The sequence below is a fragment of the Alteromonas sp. M12 genome, from assembly GCF_037478005.1.
Taxonomy (GTDB): domain Bacteria; phylum Pseudomonadota; class Gammaproteobacteria; order Enterobacterales; family Alteromonadaceae; genus Aliiglaciecola; species Aliiglaciecola lipolytica_A.
The window spans coordinates 164,086-188,625 of sequence record NZ_CP144164.1 but is presented as its reverse complement, the minus strand read 5'-3'; the positions used below and the strand labels follow the sequence as shown (position 1 = coordinate 188,625).

The following is a 24,540-nucleotide window of genomic DNA, read 5'->3' as shown; positions in this document are numbered from 1 at the left end:
TTAATCAAAGCTCTTGAATAGGGGCGTAGAGGTTCATTCCTCCTCCAAGGGCAACATGCAGTTGCACTCGATTCGCAATTAAGTCAGTTTTAATATCAATAAGGTTGTTTTGGGCTGTAATAAGTCTTGCTTGCGCCTCTAACACTGTGGTGTAAGTAATTAGACCGGCTTGGTATTGTTCGAAAGACAGTTGATTTGCAAATTGCGCATTTTCAGCCGCTTTTTGGGTCGCTTGATAACGCTCAACTAAGCTCGCTTCAGCAGATAGAGTATTTTCCACTTCCAATAGGGCATTTAAAACCGCATCTAAATAATTTTCTTCCAGACGTTTCAAGGTTAACAACTCAACCTCTTCATTCGCCTTAAGCTTTCCAGCATTAAAAATCGGCGCTGAAATACTGCCAATCAAAGACCAACCTGCAGAAGTGGATAGCAAGTCTGATAAAGAGTCACTTGAGGGCCCAACACTAGCGGCCAAATTGATTGCAGGGAAACGAGCTTTATGTGCAATGGCAAGGGTTGCATCTTGTGCCATTAACGCCAGCCAACTGGCTTGTAAGGCTGGTTTGCGGGTCACCAACTCAGAAGGTAAACCGACTGCAACATCCACATCAGGCAATGCCAATACTTGAGTTACATCCAGTTTTGCATCAGGGTAGCGCCCTAACAACCGTTCCAAAGCTCGTACACTCTCCAGTAATGTTTGCTGGTTTGTTGCAAGTGTGGATTTATCACTGTTAAGTTCATTACGAGCAAGGTATACATCTAAAGATTCGTTTAGGCCGGCCCGATAACCACGTTCAATAATGTCTAGACTGTCAGTTGAATTTTGAACTTGTTGAGCGGCCAGCTCAACCCGCTGAAAAGCCCTAGACGCATTCGCATAAGCGACAATAACGTTGCCAGCGAGCTGCAATCTTGCCTCTTCTAATTCGGCTTTAGCCTGCAAATAATTGAGTTTTGCTTGACGCTCAGTGTCTGACAACGCCCCCCAAATATCCAACTCATAAGAAAGGCCCGCTTCTAAACTAAAACTATTACCATTGCTGCTAGTCCGTGACGCATCAAAGGATGTATCTAAGGAAGGCCAAAAATTACTTTTGGCAATAGTTAAATTCTGCGCCGCGATATCCACTAAATAGGCTTGGGCACGAATCGACTGATTTGCCTGGATGGCTTCATTGAGTAAAGCGGTTAAATGTTGATTATCGGATTCGGAAGTGAAATTTGCTAACCAGTTATCGTCGACGTCGTCGGCATTGTGTTGAAACTGCCACTCATCGGGTAATGCTGGGATTTCTTTGTCTTGGTCTAACTTGACAGAAGCACACCCATGCAACAACGCCAAAATAAACAATAGCGAAATTCCCTTTACTTTTTTGTTCATAGGAGAAAAAGGTGACAACATAAGTCCATGTAATTTGTGCATTTTGATTGAAATGATAAAGGTAGTGTACAAGTTCTGCAGCAATAAAAAATTGAATTTACGTAAACTTTACGAAGCTAACAAATTTGCTTTTAAATATTACATAAACTGGTGCAACACTGATTTTTAAGTCGCAGTGGAAGTTTATTAGACAATAACGGCTAATCAAACAGGAAAAAACGATTTTATGACGTATTATGTAGGTTAAATGAAGTTTCAACTTCACTTAATTTCACAATTCACTCTTGGACACGAGTAAGTTTTATGACTTGTTGCAGTTTTTTCAAGATATCCTCTGTTAGAACCCAGCTTTTGGCTTGGATGCTATTCTTTGTTTTGGCTTATTTTGGAATGGTTTCAACTTCTCAGGCAATCGATAAAAAATCAATCACATTAAAATACAACTTAATTGGCACCGAATCTTGGACTCCCTATGGATACTCCGGCGATGATGCAAACCCCGGCATCTTCGCAGAAGTGATTGACTTAATATTGGAAAAGGCTGGCTACTCTTATGAGTTTTATTATTATCCGCCCAAACGAGCAGCAAAAGTATTCGAAGAAAATCAATTAGATATCGATTTTATGAGCCCGAGTTGGTTTAAAAATGGTGATATGGGAGATGAATATGTGCAATCCATTATGATTTTTGAATTAACCGAATACAATGTCACCTTACAAGAAAACGCCGAGAAATATGCAGATCCTCACGCCATTTATGACAAATATGTAGGTACTATTGCAGGCTATAGTTACTTCGATGATGATATGTTTACAAGAATCGACTTTAGCACAGAAGATGGATTAATTAGGGGCTTAAAAAGAGGTCGTTTTGAAGTCGCCATATTAGAAAATTTAACCGCTCATTACTGGGCCAATAAACATAATGTCAAAATATCACTCGCCAGTGTTCATTCCCATGGCGATATCGTTTTACGCCTTCGTCGAGAACTGAGTCATCTGTTACCGAATCTAAATGCAGCGATAAGAGCACTTAAACAGGAAGGCGAAATTGATAACATTTTACGCAAGCATGATGTAATACCGAAAAACCTAAAACTCAACAACGAATGAAGTTATTGATTTAAGCGCGCCCTAATTCGCGCGCTTTTGATTCATCAATATTGTCTGAGTTCGGTCTTAAGCTACTGCTTTTTGTAACCCTTGATGAGAAAGGTATTCCTCATAAGTGCCCTGAAAATCAATTACTTGTTGATCTTTAATCTCAATAACACGAGTCGCCAAAGAGGAAACAAATTCGCGGTCGTGGCTTACAAAGATTAAAGTGCCATCGAAATCTTTCAAAGCATTGTTAAGTGCTTCAATCGCTTCCATATCCATGTGGTTAGTAGGCTCATCCATCACCAACACATTTAAGTCAGCCATCATCAGCTTACCGAATAACAAACGATTTTTCTCACCACCTGAACACACTTTCGCTTTTTTATTGAAGTCGTCTGCGCTAAATAACAAACTGCCCAATAAACCTCGGACCATCAAATCGTTGTGTTTTGGCGTGCGCCATTGAGACATCCAATCAAAAAGGCTTAAATCACAATCGAAATCGTCTGAACTGTCTTGAGGACAATAGCCGACAGTGGCATTCTCAGACCACTTAACCACACCTTCCGCTTTCAATTTATCCATCAAACAACGTAAGAAACTGGTTTTACCCACACCGTTTTCACCAATAATGGCTAACTTTGCACCCGCTTCTAATAACAGATTAGCGTCTTTAAACAAGGGCTCTTCTTCAAAACCAAAACTCATATCTTCTAAAATCAGAGCTTGTCTGTGCAGTTTTTGATGTTGTTTGAATTGAATACGCGGTGTACGACGACTCGAGCTCTTCACCTCATCCAATTGGATCTTATCCATTTTTTTCGCACGAGAAGTTGCCAGTTTAGCTTTCGAGGCGTTGGCAGAAAAGCGTGCAACAAAAGCCTGTAATTCTTCTATTTCTTCGCTCTTCTTGGCATTTTCTCGCAACAATTGCTCTTGAATAAGTGAAGCAGCTTCTTGATACTTTTCATAATTACCTGGATAAATACGTAATTCACCATAGTCGATGTCTGCCATGTGGGTACACACGGAATTCAAAAAGTGCCTATCATGGGAAATAATTATCATGGTGGACTTACGCTGATTCAACACTTCAGCTAACCAATTGATAGTATAAATATCCAAGTTGTTGGTAGGTTCGTCGAGTAATAATATGTCTGGATTGGCGAATAAAGCCTGTGCAAGTAACACCCTGACTTTCCAACCTGGTGATACTTGTGACATCAAACCGTAGTGATAATGTTCATCGATACCCGCTTCTAACAAAATCTCGCCTGCCCGTGATTCAGCAGTATAACCGTCCATTTCAGCGTAAAGGGTTTCTAATTCAGCCACATGCATACCATCAGCTTCGCTCATTTCAGGTTTGGCGTAAATTTCATCACGCTCTTGTTTAACCTTCCATAACTCCATGTCACCCATAATAACGGTATCAACCACAGAATATTTTTCAAACGCGAACTGATCTTGGCTTAACTTACCCAATTTTTGACCAGGTGAAACAGAAACGTTGCCAGAGGTAGGTGCTAAATCGCCACTGAGAATTTTCATAAGTGTGGATTTACCACAGCCATTAGCGCCAATTAAGCCATAACGATTGCCATTGCCAAATTTAGCAGAGATGTTTTCAAACAGTGGCTCAGCGCCAAACTGCATAGTGATGTTTGCGGTAGATATCAAAACAAAATTCCAAATAGTAAAAAAGCAACAAAAACAAACCAAGGTTCACAATAAAAGCCCAATGTCGCTGCGCAATACTACTTAGTTCAAAACGGCGCGCACTATATATAAATATGCACGAAAAGTCGAGGAAAACTGACTATAAATTGTACTAAAAAATGGATTCTCGCAGCGACTCTCTTTGGCTGTTTCATGTTGCTGAGTCATTTCTCACACTTTTTCTGCTAAATGGCATAAAAAGCAGAATAGAAGTATCAGTAATCTATGCTGATTGACTAAACAACACCTTGTTCGATCATCGCATCCGCAACACGGCGAAAGCCGGCTATATTGGCACCAAGAACGAGATTTCCAGCCTGGCCAAATTCTTTGGCTGTCTCATTTGCAGTCACAAAAATGTTTTCCATAATGTGCTGTAGTTGCTGATCAACTTGTTCAAACGTCCACTTCTGCATACTCGCATTTTGCGCCATTTCCAGTTGGCTTGTTGCCACACCACCAGCATTAGCGGCTTTGCCCGGGCCATAAGCGATATCAGATGCAACAAACAAATCGGCAGCCTCTTGAGTGGATGGCATATTGGCCCCCTCGCAAACCAAGTGACAACCATTAGCGAGTAATTCTTCAGCATCTGACTTGGTTAACTCATTCTGCGTCGCGCATGGAAATGCAGCATCAGCGCAATAACGCCAAACTGCATGACCGTCTGATGGATAATCTGAAGTCGGCGTATATTTAGCATTAGGATACTTTTCAATATAAGCAATTAAACTGGCTTGTTGCTGTTCTTTGAGCTGCTTTACCAATTCTAGGTCGATACCATTGGGATGATAAATAGTGCCTGAAGAATCGCTGCAACTGATGGGCGTAGCCCCCAACTGATAAAGTTTTTCCATTGCATAAATTGCCACATTACCCGCCCCTGAAACTAAACACGTTTTCCCCTCTAAACTGTCTTCTCTGGCTTTTAGCATATTATCTGCAAAATACACTGTTCCGTATCCAGTGGCTTCTTTACGTGCTAATGAACCTCCCCAAAGCAGACCTTTTCCAGTTAGGATCCCTTCGTAACGCCCAGTTAGGCGCTTATATTGACCAAACATATAACCTATTTCAGCTGCGCCCACGCCAATATCGCCCGCAGGAACATCTGTAGTTGGGCCAATATGACGGTAAAGTTCACTCATAAAAGATTGGCAAAAACGCATAATTTCATTATTGGAACGTCCTCTAGGATTAAAGTTTGCTCCACCTTTACCTCCGCCAATAGATAGACCGGTAAGGGAGTTTTTAAAAATTTGCTCAAAGCCTAAAAACTTTATGATGCTAGCATTCACCGAAGGATGAAATCTTAAGCCGCCTTTATAGGGTCCAAGGGCAGAATTAAACTCAACCCGATACCCCTTATTGACCTGAATGTCGCCATTATCATCAATCCAAGGAACGCGAAACATAATCTGCCGTTCCGGCTCGACTATACGTTGAATAATTGCTTGTTGACGATATTTACTGTTGGATTCCAATATGGGATCCAAGGAGTTCAGCACTTCTTCAACGGCTTGATAGAACTCCGCCTGAGCTGGGCTGGTTTGTTTTAAGTCTGAAATAGTTTGATTTGTGTATGTCATCAATCGTAACCCTATATTTTCCATTAAGTTTTTTTGTAGCTGCAGAATCAGTGAAACTTTGAATGTGATGAATTAAGCACAAATCAACTGCAAAGAAAGCCCATAGAACCCATTTCCACGAGCTTTCCGAAGACAATAAGATGTTTAGCTAGATCCAGTATTCACTTGTACTATTTGCACTGACTGCTGCCCACGTTGAGTTTGCCAGTCAATACTCTGACCAGCTCTTAAGCCTAATAAAGCTGAACCTATGGGAGCAAAAACTGAAATGCTATCTGCATGCTTGGCCGTATCGGCGGGAAGGCATAAGGTTTTTGTAAACAACTTATCGCTATCTAGTATTTTGAAGGTCACTTGTTTGCCAATAGTCACTACATCTTCTGGCATATTTTTACCGTCAATAACGGTTGCTCGGGCAAGTTCATCTTCTAAGGCAGCGACTAATTCTTCAGGCAATTTTGACGCTTCAAGTTGTTCCTCAAGCATGGCTAAATCAGAAGTTGAAATAAATATTTCAGGTTTATTTTGCATAAATCACCTCTTTCATTGAGATCGGTTAACGGCACTTTGCCGTGCACCTTGGTTTGAAATTATCGTTTCTGTTTTATGTTTAACCTTTCAACTTCAGACAATATAAAAACCACTACTGCGCTAACCTATTCAGTTGAATACGGTGACTAGCGTCGGTAAATATTGACGTTAAAAGGTAAACCAGGATTTGGAAATATGAATATTTTAATGAGCAGGCGTATTACGCTTGCTAACGTTACTAACTAACTTAAATTAACGAACAGGAAAGTATCGCCGAGCGTAAGGAATACGCTCGGCTTAATTTGGTAAGGTGAGTAAATTACTCTTTATTGTGTTGCGGTAGTTGTACATTTTATCCTCACAATGGAATGCTAATAATAGCTTGCTTAAAAATAAAAACAAGATCAAACAAGGTCAATTATTTACACTCTAAAAGATAGATAAATTCGAGAATCTTGGTAACTTTCTCAATAAAAAATGCCAGTTAGGTAACTAACTGGCATTTTTGATCAAGCTGAGGAGTTTCTAAATCTACGGATTATTTTCTGTAGCTAATATTGAAAAATACACTATACAACACGGGCACAGCAATTAACGTGAGTACAGTGGCGAAAGCCAATCCCCCCATAATTGTCACTGCCATGTCAGCAAAAAACGCATCAAACAAAAGAGGTGCCATACCTAAAATCGTGGTGATTGCGGCTAATGAAACGGGTCTCAAACGACTTAAACTGGCATTGGTTATGGCTAGCTTCGGGGTCTGACCTTCTTCTATCAGCAAATCGATTTCTTCGATCAACACAATGGCATTTTTAATCAACATACCAAATAAACTCAAAAACCCTAACAACGACATAAATCCAAACGGCATGTTGGTAATTAACAACCCAGCCACGACTCCCACTGCCGCCATAGGTACAACCATCCAAATGATCAATGGTTGCTTAACCCGCCCAAACAAAACGACAGAGATTAAAAACATCACTATGAATCCGACCGGCAGTCCTTTACTTAATGCCGCTTGTGCATCATTCGAATTTTCATATTCTCCTCCCCATTCAAGTCTATAACCTTCGGGTAATTCAATAGCTTCAATTTTAGGACGAATACGCGCAAAGGCTTCTCCTGCGGTTTCATTAAAACCTGGTTCAGCTTTAATGGTGATGGTTCTAATCCTATCTCGACGCTGTATCAATACATTTTCATTTACCAGTTCCAATCCTTTGGACACTTGTCGAAAAGGAACATAAACTCGTTGCTGAGAACTCCACACTAAGTTGTTTTCTATCGCTTCAATGGGTGTTTGTCCAGCGGTCGCCATTTTGGCTTTAATAGGGTAGGAATAGTCACCATCGCGCACCACACCTAAAGATAATCCATCACTGGCATATTGAATGGCGTCGTTAAAATCGGACCGTGATATACCTGACATACCGGCATTAAACTCATCGTAATGGGCATTCAAAGCAAGACCTTTTTCGCGCCAATCATGACGAATATCGCGGATACTTCCGTCATCAGTGAAAATCCGTTGTGTTTTTTCGGCTAATTGGCGCAGAACTAATGGATCAGGGCCGGAGAAGCGAGCCTGTAGTTTAGACCCACCACCTGGACCAAATTGCATTCGTTCAATATAAAAACTCGCATCAAGGTCAACATCCTTAAGTTTTGCTAAAAGGGCAGGAAGCAGAGCTTCTATATCATCTCGGTTGTGGACACGTACAAACAACAAACCGTAGCTCTCATTATTCGCTTCGGGCGAATAGGTCAGGGTAAAACGGTCTGCACCTCTTCCCACAAAGCTGGTAACCGATTCCACAGCATCGAAGGTTAGAATGCGTTTTTCTGCTTGTGCAATTTTGCCTTCTGTATAACGTATATCTTGGTCCTGTGGCCCCCAATAATGCACAAAGAAAATCGGCGCATTTGAAGAAGGGAAAAAACCTTGTTTTAGATAACCAAAGCCCGCAAAAGCAATAACTGTAATAATCAATAACGAAGTCAGTGTCACCCACCTAAAATGCAAGGCTTTATGCAAAACACCTAAAAATACTTTTTGTACACCACTGATACCCGGTTCTTCGCCAACCACTTTTTCAGATTTATAAACATAACCACCTAACACTGGTACGACTGTCACAGCTAACACCCAACTTAACATCAGTGAAACTAAAACGACTAAAAACAGGGAATACAAAAACTCACCAGTGGAGTCATCTGATAAACCTATTCCAGAGAAGGCCGTAATCCCAATAATTGTTGCGCCAAGCAACGGCCATTGAGTACGTTTCACCATAAAACTGGCAGCATCTACGGGTTTATTACCACCTCGAATTTTCAGCATCATACCCTCGGCAACCACAATGGCGTTGTCAACTAACATCCCCATTGCGATGACCATAGCTCCCAAAGAAATACGTTGAAGTTGCACACCCATCAGCCACATAATCAGCACTGTTCCCATTACGGTAACAACCAAAACCATGCCGACTATAATAGAAGAACGCCAGCCCATAAATAACCAAAGCGTTAAGGTAACGACCACAACAGACATGATAAGATTCAAAATGAATCCGCCCACAGAATCTTCAACAATTTTTGCTTGATCATAAATGGGGGTCAGCTTCATCCCCAGCGGTAATTCATCGAGCAAACCATCGACCGTTTGACGGACATGATCTCCCACTTCAACGATATTCACACCGTCGATGGCAGATACTGCAAGAGTGATGGCTTCACTACCTTGGTAGCGAATTAACGACGATTGAATTTCAGCAGGTTCAAGCTCCAGTCTGGCGATATCTTTGATTCGCACCGAACGGTTACTACCAGGGATAACTAACGATAAATTGCCGATTTCTTCCAATTGATTTGGTGATTCTTCAACAAGTAATCTGATTTTTTTCCCATCCACTTGAATCCGACCACTTTTGAGGGGATTTAAATTGTCTTCGAATAAGCCCACAATATCAGGAAAGCTCATACCTAAACCAGCAATCTGGTAGGGATCAATATAAGCAACCACTTGCTCTTGTAATACGCCACTGACTTCTACTTTTGCTACCCCTTCAGTGGTCAGCAATTGTCTGCGAATGATACGTGCAAATTCGCGCATTTCATAAGGCGTAAAATCTGGCGCAACCAACGCAAAATATAATCCGTAAACATCCCCAAAATCATCATAGACCTTAGGTTCTTGCGCACCAACAGGTAAAGAGTCACTCATATCACTGAGTCGTTTTCTTAATTCGTCCCAAATTTGTGGCAACATATCACTGTCATAGTGATGCTGTACTTCCACGGTAATTTCAGACTGCCCTGGTGATGAGATTGAAGTTAAACGATAAAGTTGGGGCATTTGCTGGAGTGCAATCTCCAGAGGTTCTGTTAATTGCTCTTCTACCTTTCTTGCGCTAGCCCCTGGAAAAGCAGTAATGACCTTTACTTGCTTAATAGTAAACGCAGGATTTTCAAGACGTCCAATTTCCGCAAGTGCAATTAAACCACCGATCAAGAAGACTAAAATAAGCAACCAGATATTCACTGGCGTACGCATTGCATAACGCGCTAAATCCATTTTATTTTTCTCCGTGATAAGGTTCGACTTTCATACCCGCATGAACTTGAGCGGCACCTGCGGAGATAACAAAATCTTGCTCATTTAATGGGCCATCGATGACTACCACAGCATCTTCAACACTTAACACTTCAACAGGCACTTTTTCAACTGACTGAATCTCAGCAAGATAACGCCATACAAAAAAACCTTCATCATCGCTTCCTACTAGAGCCCTAAAAGGAATAAGTAAATTACCATTTGAATTGGGAGTTTCCACTGTCACATTTACTATTGCTCTTGCACCTGGAGTAACCTGAATTTGGTTTTGACCTTCTAAAGCGAATACCGCTTGGTAGGTTTGTGTAACCGCATCGGGCTGAGTGGAATGCTCCACGTAAACTAAATCGTACCATTTATCGGGGTTACCGAGTATCGACGCCTGCGCCCTGAATATTTCGCGCCCTTGATTTGCAGACAACAATCTCTCTGGCACATTAATATTAAAATAGATACGGGACACGTCTTGCAGTTGAGCTATCGATTGGCCAGCTGTGACAAAACTGTTGTTATCAATTAAACGCTTAGCGACCAGCGCATCAAAAGGCGCATGCAGCTTGGTATATGCAAGGTCTTGTTGGGCGTTAGATAAATCTATTTCGGCTAACTCGTATTCCGTTTTCGCGTCATCTAAATTACTTTGAGAAACGAGTTTTTTGTCAAACATAGACACAATTCTACTCAACTCTCTGTCGGCTTGTTGTAGTCGAGTTTGTTGTTCTTTTACTCTTCTTTCAAAGGGTTTAGGGTCTAAACTCGCCAGCAAATGGCCTTTTTTAACCTTTTCACCCGCAACAATATCCGTTTGAATCAAGCGCCCTGTCACCTCAAAGCTTAAGTCGATGGTTTTCACAGCTGATACAACTGCTGGAAATGTCGACTGATCTTGAATAGACGCAGACATTACTGGTGTTAGTTTCACAACTCGCTTTTCTACCTGGTTTTGCGGTTGGCTTTCTTCACCACAAGCACTCAGCAACACCACTGAAAGCGCTAATAAAAAACGGGCAGGCAGTGCACGTAAAAATAATCTCATTGCAGGAACTTCTCTATTTAATATAACTGATCGGAACTATTGATAAATGCATAGCTTAAAAGTAAACTACTCGGTGTAGTTTACATTATCGAATAGCTGAAAGTAAACTACAAATGTATGATGTATATTCGAAATTAAGTAACAACATTGTTGAAGTTAGTTGCAGAGGTTTATGAGCACAGCAAAAAAAAACCGTAGTGAATTAAAGCGTGAAGCAATAGTGGAAGCCGCCAAAAGTGCCTTCCAAGAGTTTGGTGTGCATGCCACTAGTATGGATCGGTTGGCTGAGATTGCTGAAGTGTCGAAACGGACTGTATATAATCATTTTGCCACTAAAGCCGAATTAGTTTTACATCTCTTAACTGATAAGTGGGAAACATCCATACTCAAAAGTACGATGGTTTACCAGGCTGATCAGCCAATCTATGAGCAATTTGTGAAGTTGATTAAAGAACAAGTGAATTTAATGAGCGACGAAGAACACATAGAATTAGTTCGTGTTGCCATAGGAAGCTTTTTTTACAAACAAGACACCTTAAGAAAAGGAGTCGACAGAATTATTAGGCTAGAAACTGCTATTCACCGTTTTGTCAGGGCGGCGGTAAAAGATAATACCTTGGAAATTGAAGACATTAATTTTGCAGTCGAACAATTAAATGACTTAATCAAAGGTCGTTGCTTTTGGCCTTTGGTGTTTAAACTACAGCCGCCACTTAGCGAAGCTGAAAAGGATTTCGTTAGCAAACAAACCGCAGATATTTTTCTAAATCACTATTCAACCTCACGACAGCAAGCTCAATAACAATGAAAAATTTTGCAAGCCTTACTAAACAGCTACTAGCCTTAACACTAATCATCTCGTTTCAGACTTTTGCACATCAACATGCTGGCATGGCCGAAACATCCCAATCTTCCGCATTTGAACTTATCGTTTTAGGCGATAGTGGTGGCATTGAGGATGGTAATTTAAGTGCATTTTTATTACGTTCACTCAATAGTTCTCACTATGTCGCGTTAGATGCAGGGACAATAGTGAACGGTATTAATCAAAGTGTTCAACAAAACGCTTTCGCTGACTTACCTATTAAGCAAAATGACAACTGGACAACAGCGGGAACCATTTTAAGAGAACATGTTAAGGGTTACTTAATTAGCCATGCCCACCTTGATCATATAAATGGCATGTTGGTCGCCTCCCCCGAAGACACGAGTAAAAATATCTATGGGTTAGCATCGGTGAATAAAATGATTGGCGAAACCTACTTTAACGGCAAAGCTTGGGCGAATTTCACCGATCGAGGTATTCCACCAATGTTGAATAAATACCATGTTGTTGATCTGCCTGTTGGCAAACCCATAAACATTGAAGACACAGATCTTGTGGTAACCGCCTTTAGTCTTAGTCACCCGGTTGAGTCCAGTGCATTTGTAATTGAAAATGGCAGTGATATGTTTGTGTATTTTGGTGATACCGGACCCGATGTTGTAGAGAAACAGGGTAAACTCGAAGCAATTTGGACATACCTTGCAAAGCAAATAAAGCATAAACAATTGCGCGGTATGGTAATTGAAGTATCTTTTGAAAATGAACGTCCACACAACTTATTATTTGGCCACCTAACCCCGAAATTGTTAATCCAAGAGTTACATAATTTTGCCTCCAAAATTGATGGCGAAACGCCGCTAAACAACCTTAAAGTGGTGATTAGTCATATTAAGTATACTCTGGCTAAAGGTGTCAATCCTCGTCATAACATCAAACAACAACTCGATGAAGCAAATGACTTAGGCTTGGAAATTATCATTCCTCATCAGGGGCAAAAACTGCTGTTTTAATTTTTCAAAGCCGCTGAGTAGTTATTTACTGAGTGATTTGACTGCTGAGATTTGCGCTGTACTAAAGTACTAAGGCGAAATTTCAAACAAGCCCCTAAGCTACGTTTACATTTTTTTAACAAAAAAGGTAAACACATGTTATTAAAAAATATTCGAATCCTGAATGGATTATTTTGGCTTACATTAATCTTGTCCTCAGGTGCCAATGCCGGTAGTTGGCAAAATAATCAATCTGTAGGTGGGTTTAGTCAGGTACATATCTATACCCCCGATAGCATCTCTTCCGTGGGTCAAGGACGAGCATTGTTGTTAGTTTTGCATGGCTGCACTCAGTCAATAGATACTTATTTAAATGCAAACTTGGAACAAGCAGCTGAGGCTTATGGAATGGTAGTTGCTGTGCCCAACGCCATGAATAAAGCAGGTTTTGGTTGCTGGTCATATTGGCAAGGGACCAAGTCAAGAACTGCCGCTGATTATCAAAACCTAATTAATCTAGCCACAGCATTGCGCAGTGACCCTACTTATAACATTGATGATGATCAGGTATATATTTCAGGACTTTCTTCAGGGGCATCATTTGCGAATACGACAGCGTGTTTAGCCCCAGATATTTTTGCAGGAATGGGGATTAGCGCGGGCCCCAGTATTGGCACAAGTTCCAGTGGCGCACTAGGAAGTTGCGAGTCGGCCAATGTAGCCAGTCGCTGCCAAACTTATGCTGGCGCTTTTGCTTCTCATTTCGATACACAGATTGCGTCAATAGCACATGGAGATGCTGACACCACGGTTGACACCTGTTACAACCAACAAAATGCACAAGGAATGGCCGCTGTTTATGGCGTACAACAAATCCCTAGCAGCCAACAGATTACCCTAGCCGGCAGAACCGCCGATGAAACTTTATGGCAAGACAACCGGGTTTCAATGTTGTGGTTAAATGGGGTTGACCACTCTTGGTCTGGAGGCCAAGGAGCGAGTGGCTCTTATATCAGTGGCGCAGGCATTAACTATGCGATGTATTTAGGACAATTTTTTGCTGACAACAATCAGCGAGTAAGCCGCAATTTAGCGCCTGTGGTAGATTCCTTAAATACTCAGGAAAATAGCGGAACAATTCTGATTACCGGCACAGTCAGTGACCCTGATGGACAGGTGATACAGGTTGATTTCGAGATAGAAGATTCGGTTGGGAATAATTATTCTAGCAGTACTCAAACCTTCTCTAATAACAGCTTTTCTATTTCAAGCGCCAGCCTTGCAGATGAGCTATATCTGGTGACGGCCGTTGCGACAGATAACCTAGGAGCGCAATCTGAGGCGACTTCGAGTACCGTTAGAATTGGACCTGCGCCCCCCGCTACAGCTCCTGTTTTAACTGAAATTATTGCCACTGTGAATAATCAATGCGCCACGGTTTCTGGCGAAGTGGTAGACGTTAATCAGAATTTAAGTAGTGTAATTGTCAGCTTCTCAACTGGAAATGAAACGGCTCAATTGCAAGGGAACACCTTTAGTGCTCAGGCATGCAGTTTAGCCGGAGGTCAGCAAAGTGCCACTATTGTGGCCACCGATTCTACAAACTTACAAGCAACGGATACTGTCAGTTTCAGCATTGATGCTGGCCAAACAGCCACATTAGATCAACATATAAACGCTGGCCGATTAAACTACACAAATTATGCAAATTGCTATTTAGAATACAGTACCAATGCATTTAAACTTAATGAAATAACCGCTTCAGCACAGCAATGTCAGTGGCAAGATGATGACGCCAGTTGTACTGGACCAGTTCAGGCATGCAGTACTTCAAATGATGATGGCGGTGGCAATAATGATGGCGGTGGAAATGGTGACGACGAACCAACTTGTGAGCAATTCACTACTTACAATTATTACCATAAGACTGCAGGCAGGGCTTATAGCTCAGGTAATCCGTACGCACCTAGCTATTTTGCGCAAGGTAGCGATGAAGCACTGACTGGCTCTACATGGGGAAATACCAGTTTATACAGTATAGATGCACAGAACTGGCATCTGGGTTCTTGTCCTCAGTAGTCATTTACATAAAAAACTGTCGCTGAGCCTTTCGCTCACCGACAGTTTAGTTTGATGCAAAGCGATGGCTACTTACAAAGTTTGGCGCTTTTCAGATCTAGGAAAAAAGACTGAGCAACTTTTACTGTTTCGATTGGACGTTCAATATTAATATAGTGACCGCCACTTTCAAAAGTAACTAACTTGGTTAAACACGCATTAGGTAAAGCATCAATAAATGCACTAGCGGTTTTTGTATCTAACGCTTTATTTGCCGTTCCCCACATTATCAAGCTTGGGGCTTTTACATGGGATAAGACTCTTTGCGGATCGCCTTTTTCATAAAGTTTAAAGGTTGCGATGGATGTTTTATCGCGCTCTTGAATATTCAAAAAGTCCAATTTCCGTTGTACAAATTCAGGCGTAACTTTACTTTTGTCATTAATATAGTTGTCGTAAAAAGAGACTATGTCATCTTTTTCAACCACCGGTGAGTACATAAAGATACTAGTACGTTTGGGTTTTTCACCCGGAGTTTTTGGTTTTCTCTTAACTGCATTAGCGGTCTGAATACCTGCAGAATTGATAAGTACCATGGACGTTACTCTATCGGTGCGGGTTGCGGCATATCGAAAAACAACCATCCCACCATAAGAGATACCAGCTATGCCAAATTTCTCTGCGCCAACATGGTCCATTAAGCTATCAATCAGGGTGTGGGTGCGATCAACGGAATAGTTACCATTAGCAATATTGCCCGACAAACCAAATCCAGGAATATCAAAACGAACTACACGGAAACCAGATTTCAATAGCTCCTGCGTCCAAACATCCCAATCAAATAAATCGCCTAATGTTCCGTGGACAAGCAGTATAACGGGGCCTTTCCCTTCGTCTTTGTAATGAACATTGATACCGTCCAAATCAACAAATTTCGAGTTACTATCAGCATACTTTGCTCTAACATCATCCATGGATAACGTGCGAGTTGTATGAGTTTCAGTTGCGTTTTCATCACTGTGACTAAATGCAGAGGGTATATTGACTAAGTACAAGGTGGCACTTAGTACTGCGACTATTATCTTGTTGCTAATTTCCATTTATTATTCCTCTTTTATTCTTTTGATAGCTCAAATTTACCTGTCCTTGTTATCGAAAACCCTGTGGTTTGAAGACTTGGGGGCTGGGTAATATGCTTTTATCGCCTATGAAATAGTGCTCTATTTGATAGCCTAAGAGCTTAACTTAACTGCAGAAAACCACCCATGCATTAACAAATGTCAATAATCAGATTTTTTTGATGTTAAATCAGTATATAAGCACCAAAAAATACGTTTATTTAGGCTTGTTGTTGAATGATTTGACAGTTATCAAATTATTCAAGATATAAGAGTGATATACCTAGGTAATCACTCGTATCGTTAAACTAGAACTGCTGACAGGAGTATATAAAATGTTTTTTCCCCCCCACAAACAACGGATATTTAATCGGCTGTTATTTGCACTAACGATACTGTTCTCGTTGTGTACACAGGTTCTAGCGCTTGAAGCGCAGACAACAACATTAAAAGTAAATGATAGAGAAGTTTCCGTTTGGAAGTGGCAGGCTAAAGGCGAACAAAAAGGAGTAATACTATTTTCTCATGGCGCATTGTCTGCCCCTTGGAAATATGATCCGTTAATCGAACCATGGATAGAACAAGGTTTCACTGTGTATAGTGCATTACATATGGATTCAACAGATCACCCTTTGCGTGACAAATTTGAACGCAGTATGTCTTGGCGAGCTCGACTTGAAGACATGCAATTATTGGCTGATACCTATGGCGGTGATCGTTATATTGCCGCAGGTCATAGCTATGGCGCATTAACTGCGTTAGTAAAAGGTGGCGTAAACGCTACTATTCCAGACGGCATGAATGCATCACAAGCAGACCCTCGTGTGGCATTGGTATTAGCCTATTCTCCTCCACCAGCGATGCCTGGATTAATTGATAAACAAGGTTTTTCTGGCTTAGCCGTCCCAGCTTTAATTCAAACCGGCACTAATGACATTCCAATGGGTGCCTCGTTAGACTGGTCAGCGCATCTTGATGCTTATGAGATGGCGGCATCGACAAACGACCATTACGCACTGGTGCTAGATGATGTGGATCACTATTTTGGAGGTGCCATTTGTCGTCCAGAGTTACCTGGTCCAAAACAACTAGCCGAACTTACGCAAGTCAGTAAAATTTCTGAATTAATGATTAATGGCTACTTTTTCGCACAATCTGACGGGATAGAGCAACTAACCTCATTACTTTCTACTGAAGGACCCACTGCCCTAAGCAGAAAATAGAACAAATCAAAATAAAAGCCTGATTTTTATCATCTAAATCAGGCTTCCATACACTCAATATCGTTTATTGTTCACTTAAAACCACTTCTCGAATCCAAAAACCTAGTTAGCAAGCAATACCCCAACACAGATTTACCAGATGAAAGTGTTTCAACATTGATATTTGTCATTGCGTGAAAAACAACGCCCGCTACTCTAGTTCGCAAATATCCATCGTTACAAATATGCATGGCGTGTTTAGCGAGTTAACACCAGATAGCAATAAACCAGATAAATTAAAAACCTGAGTTTAGTAAACCTGAGGGAATGAAAAGATGACTCATCTTTTAGCTGTTGGCATTTCTGACAACAAGGATGATTTAAACGCCATAGCAACAGTACGAGAAACGCTTTGTGAATAAGGTGGCCAAATTTCACTATCCAATCACGGTGACAGTATTGACGAAATTGAAGCCCGTTGCATAGAAGAAATCCATCTTCGAGCATCTATTACGCCTGCATTCCAACACGCTTAAAGTTAGGTAACGAAAAGATAAAATCAAATCAAGCATGGCTGCAAAACCGGCGGTTGGTTTCAGTCATTTAAATGCAAATTGCCAGTAAACGAAATCCGGAGAATAGATTAAATGGTTAAACAAGATAACCCTAAAACCCTTTACGACAAACTTTGGGAACGTCGCTGTATAACGACTTCTGAAGATGGCATGTCGTTGATATACATAGACAGGCACATAGTACATGAGGTTTCCTCAGCCCAGGCTTTTGAAGGATTGCGCGCAGCAAACCGGCAACCATGGCGTCGTGACTCAGTTATTGCTACACCAGATCATAATGTACCTACCACTGGTCGCGAAGAAGGCATCGAAGGTATTGCCGATGACATATCGCGAATCCAAGTAAAAACCCTTGATGATAACTGCCATGACTTCAATATTCAGCAATTTGATCTTAAGGATATACGTCAAGGAATAGTGCATGTCATCTCGCCAGAACAAGGGCTAACACTGCCTGGCATGACAATAGTCTGTGGCGATTCTCACACCGCAACTCATGGTGCATTTGCCGCATTGGGAGTGGGTATAGGTACGTCCGAAGTCGAGCACGTATTAGCCACCCAATGTTTACTGCAACGCAAAGCCAAAAATATGCTGGTAGAAGTAAACGGTGAACTGCATCCAGGTGTTACTGCCAAAGACGTTGTGCTTTATGTTATTGGTAAAATAGGCACTGCCGCTGGCACTGGATTTACCATAGAGTTTGCTGGTTCAACCATCCGCGGCTTAAGCATGGAAGGCCGCATGACAGTATGCAACATGGCCATCGAAGCTGGCGCTCGAGCGGGACTAGTTGCTTATGATCAGGTTACCGAGGATTACATTGAAGGTCGTCCTTTTGCGCCTAAAAACGAACAATGGCAAGAAGCGACGACTATGTGGCGAGAATTGCATAGTGATGTAGATGCCAAATTTGATGTGGAATTTCAATTTAATGCGCAAGATATAAAACCGCAAGTAAGTTGGGGAACGTCACCAGAGATGGTGATATCTGTGGATCAGTTAATCCCCAACCCAAACCTGTTCAAAGGGAAATCTGAAGACTATCAAAAAGCCCTTGATTACATGGGATTAAGCGCCGGACAACCAATAACTGATATTAACTTAGATCGTGTTTTTATTGGTTCTTGTACCAACTCTCGCATCGAAGATATTCGCGCTGTTGCGCAAGTAGTTGAAGGTAAGCAGGTTGCCAAAACAATCAAACAAGCTTTGGTGGTACCTGGATCTGGTTTAGTCAAACAACAAGCTGAAGCTGAAGGTTTAGACAAAATCATTCTGGCTGCCGGTTTCGAATGGCGTGAGCCTGGCTGTTCTATGTGCTTAGCGATGAATGCCGATCGTTTAATGACGGGAGAACATTGCGCTTCTACCTCAAATCGTAATTTTGAGGGACGTCAAGGCAGTGGTGGACGAACCCACCTTGTAAGCCCGTCGATGGCTGCGGCTGCAGCTATTGCTGGTCATTTTGTCGATATCACTGAAGGTGGAGTCCAATAATGGAAAAATTCTTATCTCACACAGGTACTGTTTTACCTTTTGATCGCAGCAACGTCGATACTGATGCAATCCTGCCAAAACAATATTTAAAGTCGATTAGTAAATTTGGCTTTGGCGATTGGTTATTTGATGATTTACGTTATTTAGATCCTGGTGATGTCAGGACAGACACTAAAACCCGCAGACCTAACCCAGACTTTGTTTTGAACAACCCTCTATATACTGATGCCAGCATTCTTATTGCGCGGGAAAACTTTGGTTGTGGTTCAAGCAGAGAGCACGCAGTTTGGGCGTTAAAAGGTTATGGAATCAAGGCGGTAATTGCGCCTAGCTTCGCTGACATCTTCTATAACAACTGTTTCAAAAACGGCGTATTACCCGTTGTTTTACCTTCAGATGTAGTTGATAAGTTATTCAAGCTAACGGCACAACATGACGCAATTCAACTTACTGTTGACTTAGAAAATTGTAAAGTGAGTTATGGAACTGAGCACAGTTGGTCATTTACTGTTGATGAATCTAGACGCCAAAATTTGTTACAAGGGCACGATGAAATATCAATAACCCTGCTGCAAAAAGGTGCCATCCAAGGTTTTGAAGACCAATTGAAAACCACTGAAAAATGGTTGTTTAGCAACTAACAACAATCAATTAACCTAGCGTCTATCACAGATGCTAGGGCAATTAAAAAAGCGGATATTGAAACATCAATATCCGCTTTCTGATTTACTACAGAGTGTAAATTAACACTACAAAACGGCGCACACCGTTTTCCACTCCAAATAGTTATCCATGGCTTGCTTGCCGCTGTCACGACCATAACCAGAGTTTTTCATTCCACCGATAGGCATCGCTGGGTCAAACATAGAATGGGTATTAATCCAAACGGTTCCGGCTTGTATCTGACGAGACAAACGATGAGCAGTCGATAAATTTTCAGTCCAAACACTCGCCGCTAAACCATATTCATTGTCATTACTCCACTGCAACGCTTCGTTAATGTCATCATAAGGTTCTGCAACAATTACCGGACCAAAGACTTCTTGGCAATGAATAGGACTGGTGGTGCTTGTACCTGTAACCACAGTGGGCTGTATAAAAGTCCCAGCACTGCCGAAACGTTCACCACCGGTTAAAATAGTCGCACCTTCAGCTTTCGCCCCTTTAATATACTGCTCAATTTTTTGCGCTTGTTGAGCAGAAACAACAGGTCCCATTTGCGTATCTTGGTTTAACCCATGCCCTACTTTCAAACCTGCTCCATAAGCTGCAATACCTTCAACAACTTTGTCGAAAATAGAACGATGGATATAGGTTCGCGAATTCGCCACACACACTTGACCGCCATTGAAAAAGATACCATTGGCAATGCCTGGAATAGCTAAATCTAAGTCAGCATCTGGGAGTACAATGGCTGGCGATTTACCACCTAGCTCTAGCGTAACACGGGTTAAATTTTGCTTACTGGCTTCGACTATTGCGCGACCAGTAGCTGTTGAACCTGTAAAAGCCACTTTATCCACACCCGCATGACTGGCTAACACACTTCCACACTGCGCACCGTCACCGGTCACAACATTCATTACCCCAGGTGGTACGCCCGCTTCAGTAATTAACTCGGCCAAACGTAATGCTGTGAGCGAAGTTAGTTCTGCGGGTTTATGCACTATGGTGCAGCCTGCGGCGAGCGCTGGAGCTAACTTCATGGCAGTAAGAATTAACGGTGAATTCCAAGGGGTAATGGCAGCGACCACTCCCACAGGTTCGCGCACAGTCCAGGCATGAACTTGTTTACCTTCAGGTTGGTAATTCACTGATGGGTTCAACGTATTGCCATCAAGGGTCAGTGCTTGTCCGGCAAAAAAGCGAAACTGTCCCGCAACAGCTGGCACTTCCGCCCAACGTGCCACAAACCATGGCTTACCTTGGTCAAGCACCTCTAATTCGCATAATTCATCCATATGCAGATCAACTAAATCAGCGATACGATTTAGAATCATGCTGCGCTCCATAGGTGTCATCGTTGCCCAAGGACCCTTTAATGCTTGTTGTGCAGCGGCGACCGCATTATCCACATCAGTCTGATTCGCATTGGCGATGCGCGCTATGATTTTACCCGTAGCAGGATCGCAGGTTTCTAAATACTGGCCACTTTTAGGCGAGCAATACTCTCCGTTAATGAACAGCTGCTTATCAGGTGTTGTCGCAAGTAAATCGCGTACTGCTTGAGTTTGCGGTTCTGGAATAACGCCGTCGTTTAGTATTGCATTCGTCATAAAAGACTCCTTATTGGATTTCAGTTCGACTTATATTTGACCAGGAATATGATGTTCTTGCTGATGTTCTAAATACCAATCAGCAATCTCTTCTCGTGTCGTCCACCAAACATCAGGTAAGGTTTTTGCGTATTCAATAAACTCTCGAATCGCTCTAATCCGATAAGCTCGACCGGTAACATGAGGGTGTAATCCAACGTTCATGATACGAGCCTGAGTAGCACCTTCTTTATACAGTACATTCAATTCTTCAATCAAAATATCTCTATACTCGTCGGTAGTGTGTCCACGGCGAGTTATGATAGTGAAATCATTGATTTCATTAGAGTAAGGAACTGACACTATTGGGCCGTTATCAGTGCGGATCATAAAGGGTTGATCATCGTTCATAATGTCGCAATAAAACTTGTAGCCTTCTTTAGCAAGAATAGCTGGCGTATTTAGCGTACCGCGCAATGACGACGACAACCAACCAACCGGACGTCTACCAACATATTGTTCAAACATATCGATTGAACGAGAGATAACTTCTTGCTCTTTTTCTGGCTGATGTGCGAAATTAGTAAGTAATTCACCTTGCTCGTAGTTATGGGTAATCAATTCCCACCCACGATCTAAACAAGCTTGCACCATAGCAGCACGACGCTCAAAAGTGACTGCATTAGTCGTACAACTGGCTTTTACTTTAAGTTCATCAAATAGCTCGTATAAACGCCATATGCCAACACGCTGACCGTATTCACGCCAGCTGAAATTTGGAAAATCAGGAATATTACCAGGCAAAGTATCCGGCAATACTGCTGGACCACCAGCATAGTAAGGCTCGTCGGTGTCCTTAGTCAGATCCCATGTTTCAAGATTGAAGGTTAAAATCAAAGCGACTTTTTTACCATCGGGCCATTTTAATTGACCACGTTCGCTAATTGGTACGTAATCATACTCCATCTTAAAACTCCTCTAACAAACGTCCAAAACCGCTAACCTTGTCGGTTATGCCGTATGCACGTAATGCATGCCAATAAGTGGACGTATTAATCGCAATAACTGGTTTACCTAATTCAAGTTCTAATTTAGGCGCAAGTCTTGCCATACAAAGGTTAGTACCAACTTGTATAATTGCATCAACATCATCGCTATCAAGTTTCTTCACAGTATCGCGAGACATTGAAAACGGTGTTTCAGCAATACTCAACCAGCTAGGACGTTGTAACGGAATATCACGCACAGTTTCGTATCCGTAATCGCTCAAATAGTTTTCAACTTCTTTGTTTGCAACTGGGAAATAAGGCGATAAAAAGGCTACCTTTTTAATTCCACCAATAGCTTCCATCGCAGCAATAAGTGACTCTGACCCCATTGAAATTCTTAAGCCTGAAAACGTTTCAATGCGTTTTTTCCAGGCTTCTGCGCCTTTAGCACCACCATAAAAAGTCACCGCAGACATACCCATAACCAAGTAGTCAGGTGCACAAGTTAATACGCCTCTTACCGCTTCCTCGGTACCTTCATCAATCATCTTGGTGCCGGCCATAAAACTATCATTTGAAACAGCTTTTGCATTTTCAATTACGATACGGCTGTAGTGATTTGTGACACCAGCAGGGCGCATTTCATCAAATTCAGGTTGCACAATTGTATTAGTCGAAGGACCTAATACGCCAAATTTAGCTCTGTATCCAAGTGCGTCTTTCATTATTTTTCCTATTTGATTTTGTTAGCTTCTTCAAGACTGGTAAACATGGCTTGTCGTCTCAGAAAAGCTAAGCGTTTTTCGTCGTCATTGCAGATATCGTGCATTTCTTGTAAACGCATCGCATGGTTCTCTTCAGGACTATGCTCTAACAGCTTTTTGTTTTGCATCGTCTGCGCTTGAATAAAACTATGGGTTACTGGACGACGTTGAGCGTCATATAATTCAAAATTAGCGTCATCATGACCTTCGGTAAGGTTTAACTTGATTTTGTCGGCTAAATTCCAACCGTCATGAATACCGCTATTCATGCCAAAACCACCTAGTGGATTGTTCATATGACAAGCATCACCGACCAAACATACTCGTCCGTGATTGAATTTTTTAGCTACCCGTTGATGTACCCGGTAAATGGTTCTATGTTCAGTCTCAACATCATCACGACCGATTAAATCTCGGAATACCTGGTTTTTCTTCTCATCAGACAATAAGTACTCGTCTGGTTGATCTTCACTAGCAGGTACCAAAATTCGCCAAACACTTGGCACACGTAGCAGTACCATCCATTCTTTTGGATCGGACACGTAACTAACGTAAGCAAGGTTATCGATGTAGTCTTTTAACTCAACTTTTGTAGATAGGGTTAAGAACTTTTCAGGGTAGGTAAAGCCTTCAAATTCAACGCCTAACCATTTGCGAATAATTGAATTACCACCGTCCGCGGCGACCAAATATTTGGCTTTTACTTTTTCAATCGAAAAAGGCCCTTCTAGTGCCACTTCAACCCCATCGTCGGTCTGTTCAAAGTGGACCACTCGGTGACTAAATCGAACTTCAGCTTTAGGATGATTATTTAATTTTTCGGCAACCATACTGGCTAGTACATGTTGTTCGCACTGCAAGCGGTAAGGGAATTTTTCCTTACCTTCTAATTCAGATAAATCAAATTCAACAACCTCTCCGGTTGCCCGTTCACGGAAATGATAAATCGGCGCTTTCAGTCCTCGTTCGATTAGTTCGTCGGCCATGCCTAGCTCATCAAGCATTTCTAAAGTAGGCGGATGGAAGGTCGATGCGCGCAAATCAACAGCACAATTAGGGCCGGCTTCACACAACATGACATCAAACCCCATACTTGCTAGACGATATGCGGTAACCGTCCCTACAGGGCCTGCACCTGCCACAATAATCTGTGTAGATTTCATATTAATTTCACCTTTATTCAAAAAGAGTAAGTGCTTACATCAAACACCACATCAAAGACATTTAGATGTTGAGTGTTTAAGCGTTATAAAGGGACAATGTGGTTCTCACATTGTCCTAACCT

Annotated in this window: 18 protein-coding genes; 7 read left to right on the top strand and 11 right to left on the bottom strand. The window is 41.7% G+C overall.

Annotated features, from left to right (window positions below; translation table 11 throughout):
• Positions 1–4: 4 nt before the first annotated feature.
• Positions 5–1,357 (bottom strand): efflux transporter outer membrane subunit, encoded by a 1,353-nt coding sequence (locus VUI23_RS00795; protein ID WP_342806248.1) that lies wholly within the window; start codon positions 1,355–1,357, stop codon positions 5–7.
• Between the two features lie 333 nt (positions 1,358–1,690).
• Here VUI23_RS00795 and VUI23_RS00790 point away from each other — a divergent pair, with 333 nt between their 5' ends.
• Positions 1,691–2,500, top strand: a complete 810-nt coding sequence (locus tag VUI23_RS00790) for a transporter substrate-binding domain-containing protein (protein WP_342806246.1) — start codon at positions 1,691–1,693, stop codon at positions 2,498–2,500.
• Positions 2,501–2,566: 66 nt separating this feature from the next.
• On the opposite strand, the gene VUI23_RS00785 is transcribed toward VUI23_RS00790, so the two are convergent.
• From VUI23_RS00785 to VUI23_RS00765, 5 genes are all read right to left on the bottom strand, one after another.
• Positions 2,567–4,168 carry an ABC-F family ATPase gene (locus VUI23_RS00785; protein ID WP_342806244.1) on the bottom strand — a complete coding sequence of 534 codons (1,602 nt, stop codon included), beginning with the start codon at positions 4,166–4,168 and terminating at the stop codon, positions 2,567–2,569.
• A 275-nt stretch (positions 4,169–4,443) separates the two neighbouring features.
• Positions 4,444–5,796: an NADP-specific glutamate dehydrogenase gene (gene gdhA / locus VUI23_RS00780; protein WP_342806242.1), complete on the bottom strand. Its 1,353-nt coding sequence runs from the start codon at positions 5,794–5,796 to the stop codon at positions 4,444–4,446.
• Positions 5,797–5,940: 144 nt separating this feature from the next.
• A complete protein-coding gene (gene rnk, locus VUI23_RS00775; RefSeq protein WP_216049294.1) occupies positions 5,941–6,327 on the bottom strand; it encodes a nucleoside diphosphate kinase regulator in 387 nt (128 codons plus the stop codon).
• Positions 6,328–6,865: 538 nt separating this feature from the next.
• Positions 6,866–9,904 carry an efflux RND transporter permease subunit gene (locus VUI23_RS00770; RefSeq protein WP_342806240.1) on the bottom strand — a complete coding sequence of 1,013 codons (3,039 nt, stop codon included), beginning with the start codon at positions 9,902–9,904 and terminating at the stop codon, positions 6,866–6,868.
• A 1-nt stretch (position 9,905) separates the two neighbouring features.
• Entirely contained in the window at positions 9,906–10,979 is a 1,074-nt protein-coding gene (locus tag VUI23_RS00765) for an efflux RND transporter periplasmic adaptor subunit (protein ID WP_342806238.1), read from the bottom strand.
• A gap of 172 nt (positions 10,980–11,151) precedes the next feature.
• Here VUI23_RS00765 and VUI23_RS00760 point away from each other — a divergent pair, with 172 nt between their 5' ends.
• From VUI23_RS00760 to VUI23_RS00750, 3 genes are all read left to right on the top strand, one after another.
• The gene (locus tag VUI23_RS00760; protein WP_342806237.1) at positions 11,152–11,781 is read left to right on the top strand and encodes a TetR/AcrR family transcriptional regulator; all 630 of its coding nucleotides are present in this window, start codon (positions 11,152–11,154) and stop codon (positions 11,779–11,781) included.
• A 2-nt stretch (positions 11,782–11,783) separates the two neighbouring features.
• Positions 11,784–12,815, top strand: coding sequence for a 3',5'-cyclic-nucleotide phosphodiesterase (locus VUI23_RS00755; protein WP_342806236.1), 1,032 nt, complete (start codon positions 11,784–11,786; stop codon positions 12,813–12,815).
• A 135-nt stretch (positions 12,816–12,950) separates the two neighbouring features.
• Complete coding sequence (locus tag VUI23_RS00750; protein ID WP_342806235.1) at positions 12,951–14,873, top strand: PHB depolymerase family esterase; 1,923 nt, start codon at positions 12,951–12,953, stop codon at positions 14,871–14,873.
• Between the two features lie 68 nt (positions 14,874–14,941).
• On the opposite strand, the gene VUI23_RS00745 is transcribed toward VUI23_RS00750, so the two are convergent.
• Positions 14,942–15,952, bottom strand: coding sequence for an alpha/beta hydrolase (locus tag VUI23_RS00745; RefSeq protein ID WP_216049300.1), 1,011 nt, complete (start codon positions 15,950–15,952; stop codon positions 14,942–14,944).
• 353 nt (positions 15,953–16,305) lie between these two features.
• On the opposite strand from VUI23_RS00745, the gene VUI23_RS00740 reads away from it, so the two are divergent.
• The 3 genes from VUI23_RS00740 to leuD all read left to right on the top strand — a co-directional run bounded on the left by VUI23_RS00740 (position 16,306) and on the right by leuD (position 19,888).
• A complete protein-coding gene (locus tag VUI23_RS00740; RefSeq protein WP_342806233.1) occupies positions 16,306–17,193 on the top strand; it encodes a hypothetical protein in 888 nt (295 codons plus the stop codon).
• A 626-nt stretch (positions 17,194–17,819) separates the two neighbouring features.
• Positions 17,820–19,247, top strand: a complete 1,428-nt coding sequence (leuC, locus tag VUI23_RS00735; protein WP_342806231.1) for a 3-isopropylmalate dehydratase large subunit — start codon at positions 17,820–17,822, stop codon at positions 19,245–19,247.
• Positions 19,247–19,888, top strand: coding sequence for a 3-isopropylmalate dehydratase small subunit (leuD, locus tag VUI23_RS00730; RefSeq protein ID WP_216049303.1), 642 nt, complete (start codon positions 19,247–19,249; stop codon positions 19,886–19,888). The genes leuC and leuD overlap by 1 nt, the downstream gene beginning before the upstream one ends.
• Before the next feature lie 108 nt (positions 19,889–19,996).
• Here leuD and VUI23_RS00725 read toward each other — a convergent pair whose 3' ends face one another.
• The 4 genes from VUI23_RS00725 to VUI23_RS00710 are packed head-to-tail and all read right to left on the bottom strand — an operon-like array spanning position 19,997 to position 24,418.
• The gene (locus tag VUI23_RS00725) at positions 19,997–21,523 is read right to left on the bottom strand and encodes an aldehyde dehydrogenase family protein (RefSeq protein WP_342806229.1); all 1,527 of its coding nucleotides are present in this window, start codon (positions 21,521–21,523) and stop codon (positions 19,997–19,999) included.
• A 30-nt stretch (positions 21,524–21,553) separates the two neighbouring features.
• Positions 21,554–22,468 (bottom strand): polysaccharide deacetylase family protein, encoded by a 915-nt coding sequence (locus VUI23_RS00720; protein ID WP_216049305.1) that lies wholly within the window; start codon positions 22,466–22,468, stop codon positions 21,554–21,556.
• Position 22,469: 1 nt separating this feature from the next.
• The gene (locus VUI23_RS00715; protein WP_216049306.1) at positions 22,470–23,216 is read right to left on the bottom strand and encodes a hypothetical protein; all 747 of its coding nucleotides are present in this window, start codon (positions 23,214–23,216) and stop codon (positions 22,470–22,472) included.
• 8 nt (positions 23,217–23,224) lie between these two features.
• Entirely contained in the window at positions 23,225–24,418 is a 1,194-nt protein-coding gene (locus tag VUI23_RS00710; RefSeq protein WP_216049307.1) for an NAD(P)/FAD-dependent oxidoreductase, read from the bottom strand.
• Positions 24,419–24,540 lie beyond the last annotated feature (122 nt).